Annotated in this window: 1 protein-coding gene; it reads left to right on the plus strand. The window is 62.0% G+C overall.

What is annotated here, in order from left to right; translation table 11 throughout:
- The coding region (locus CRD60_RS08535) for a nucleoside recognition domain-containing protein (RefSeq protein ID WP_130473100.1) at nt 1-440 on the plus strand (440 nt) is incomplete at both ends.

The raw sequence follows: 440 nt of genomic DNA on the forward strand, positions 1-440 counted from the left end.
CTGTTCACCTGGGCGGCACCGGCACAAGATGCCATCGACAACTTCTTCAGCTGGTTGGGAGGCTGGGTCGACGACAACGTCTCCAACCAGATCCTGGCCGGTCTGCTGGGAGACGGAATCATCGGCGGTGTCGGCTCCGTGCTGACCTTCGTCCCACAGATCCTGTTGATGTACCTGCTGTTGGCCCTGCTAGACGCAGTGGGTTACATGTCACGGGCGGCATTCCTCATGGATAAAGTCATGAGCCGTTCCTGGCTGGAGGGGCGGGCCTTTGTCGCCATGCTCTCGTCCTTCGCCTGCGCCAGCCCCGGCGTGAGGGCCACCCGCACCATTCCCTCGGCCAAAGACCGCATCGCGACGATGCTCGGCGTTCCGCTGGCCACTTGTTCGGCAAGACTGCCCGTCTACGTATTGCTGGTGGGAATGCTCATCCCCAACAC

Origin of the sequence: Bifidobacterium aemilianum, from assembly GCF_003315635.1 — a bacterium.
Classification (GTDB): Bacteria; Actinomycetota; Actinomycetes; order Actinomycetales; family Bifidobacteriaceae; genus Bifidobacterium; species Bifidobacterium aemilianum.